2 protein-coding genes are annotated in these 2,373 nt (G+C 45.1%); both read right to left on the reverse strand.

The window, feature by feature from the left end; genetic code table 11:
• On the reverse strand, window positions 1–485 hold a 485-nt coding region (locus F6K52_RS35400; protein ID WP_293089744.1), incomplete at its 3' end, for a DUF928 domain-containing protein.
• A 385-nt stretch (window positions 486–870) separates the two neighbouring features.
• Entirely contained in the window at window positions 871–2,148 is a 1,278-nt protein-coding gene (ahcY, locus tag F6K52_RS35405) for an adenosylhomocysteinase (RefSeq protein ID WP_293089746.1), read from the reverse strand.
• Window positions 2,149–2,373: the final 225 nt, after the last annotated feature.

A 2,373-nucleotide genomic window follows, 5' to 3' on the forward strand; every position in this document is an offset into this window, starting at 1 on the left:
GGTACAGTTTCCGGTACGTTTAGTTGCACAATACCGTTCGTGTTATCTAGGGTCAAGGTGGTCAGGTAAACCTCTTGATTCTGGTCATCAATTAACACAAATTCTGCTTCGGAGGCTGTAGTTTTGGGAACATACCAGAACAGTGTAGGGTTAGCCGCCACGGTTGTGACCAGATTATTGGCTGGCACGATAGCAGTCAAAGGGATGTCACCGTTGTCAGTACAGGAATAGCTACGAGACCCCCCTCCTGCTGTTCTTTTCGGTTCTCCTCGTTCTGGTACTGGTGGAAATTCAATCATCCATGTCCCAGCCCCTAGGGTTCTAGACGGTGACCCTCGCTCTGGTGGTGGTGGGAAGTGTGCACCAACTTCATGGTGTGGGTATGACTGTGCCAGTAACTGGGGTGCCGTGAAGTCAGTTACCAGTGCAGCCGACAGCATAGTAGTCAACACTGCCAGATAGGTTGGAGATTGTTGCCAGATCATGATCAATCACCCTACTCATTAATAGGCCTCTTGCAAAAGTCAATTTTTGCTATCGGGCTATAGTACTTATCACCCTCTGTTTAAAGATTTATGCAAGAGCCGATAGAATTTTGTTATTTTGTTATACCTTGTTATACCTATAGGGTTGATATTAAATTTTCGTTCAAAACCCTTCTTATACTATATCTTATTCCTTGTCAAGGATACAAAAGTTTTTAGAGGTGCCATTTTAAATCGTTTAGGTCGGTCAGGGTAATGGATAATGGCTAATCCTCAACTAGCAATTACCCATTACCCATAACCCATTACCTATTACCGATAACCCATTACCCAAGAATAGAGATCAGGATTATTGAACCGGTATCGTCAAGGGATTACCCTAGTTTTAGGTTCCAGAAGTCCAAGAGTTGATGTACTCGATTTGGTCTGCGGTTAGGGAATCAATGTTAATGCCCATTGCTTGTAACTTCAACCGGGCAATGTCCTTATCCACTGCTTCAGGGATGGAGTGTAAACCTGGTTCAATGGATCCTTTGTTCTTGACTAGGTATTCACAGGCCAAAGCTTGGTTAGCAAAGCTCATGTCCATCACCGCACTGGGATGACCTTCAGCTGCTGCCAGGTTAATCAGGCGTCCTTCACCCAGTACCACAACGGATTTACCATTTTTCAAACAGTACTCTTGGGTAAAGTTCCGTACTTCTTTGACTTCATTTGCCATTTCCCCTAAGGACTTGAGGTCAATTTCAATGTCGAAGTGACCGGAGTTGCAAACCATTGCGCCATCTTTCATCGCCTCGAAATGATCAGGGCGAATCACGTGCTTGTTTCCAGTAACTGTGACAAACAAGTCACCTAAGGGAGCAGCTTCTGCCATCGGCATTACCCGGAAGCCATCCATTACAGCTTCAATGGCTTTAGTGGGGTCAATTTCAGTAACAATGACATTGGCTCCCAGTCCCCGAGCTCGAAGTGCTGTGCCTTTGCCACACCAGCCATAACCGGCCACAACCACGTTTTTACCAGCTAACAACACGTTGGTGGCGCGGATAATACCATCAAGGGTAGATTGACCAGTACCGTAGCGATTGTCAAAGAAGTGTTTGGTGTCAGCATCGTTAACATTCATTGCTGGGAATGTCAACACACCGTCATTGAACATAGCCCGGAGACGGACAATACCAGTGGTGGTTTCTTCGGTGGTGCCAATGATATCACCGAGCTGGTGTTGGCGCTCTTTTACTAGAGTGGCGGTAACATCGCTACCATCATCGATTATGATGTTGGGTTTGTGATCCAGGGCAATTTCAACGTGGCGGTGATAGGTTTCGTTATCTTCCCCTTTGATGGCAAATACAGGAATCTCATGATCAACCACTAAGCTAGCAGCTACATCATCTTGGGTTGACAGAGGGTTGCTGGCAATCAGCAGAGCATCAGCACCAGCAGCCTTGAGTGCGATCGCTAAATGGGCAGTTTCGGTGGTTACGTGACAGCAAGCAACTAAACGAATTCCTTCTAAAGGCTTTTCTTGGGCAAAGCGGTCTCGGATTTGCTTGAGCACTGGCATCTCCCGTCCAGCCCATTCAATCCGCTGTTTTCCTTTTGGTGCCAGAGATAGGTCTTTAACTTCGTGTTTTATCCGATTAGCAGTTGCAATCATCAGGTTTTGTGTTTTAGTTAACGTTTTTTAGTTTAGCTTTGATTAGTTTAACGTGTTCGAGGAAGTGCCAGTGGATGAGGAAGCTTTATCAAAATTCTGATTAAACCCGCTCTTTTTTAAGATAGTTTACATATTTCTACCATCAACGGGTGATAAACAACTCATTTCGATGTAGGAAATTCGCTATTTTTTGTCAATACCAGCAAACCATCACATCAAACGGAG

It is taken from the genome of Moorena sp. SIO3H5, from assembly GCF_010692395.1.
In the GTDB taxonomy this organism is placed as follows: Bacteria; Cyanobacteriota; Cyanobacteriia; order Cyanobacteriales; family Coleofasciculaceae; genus Moorena.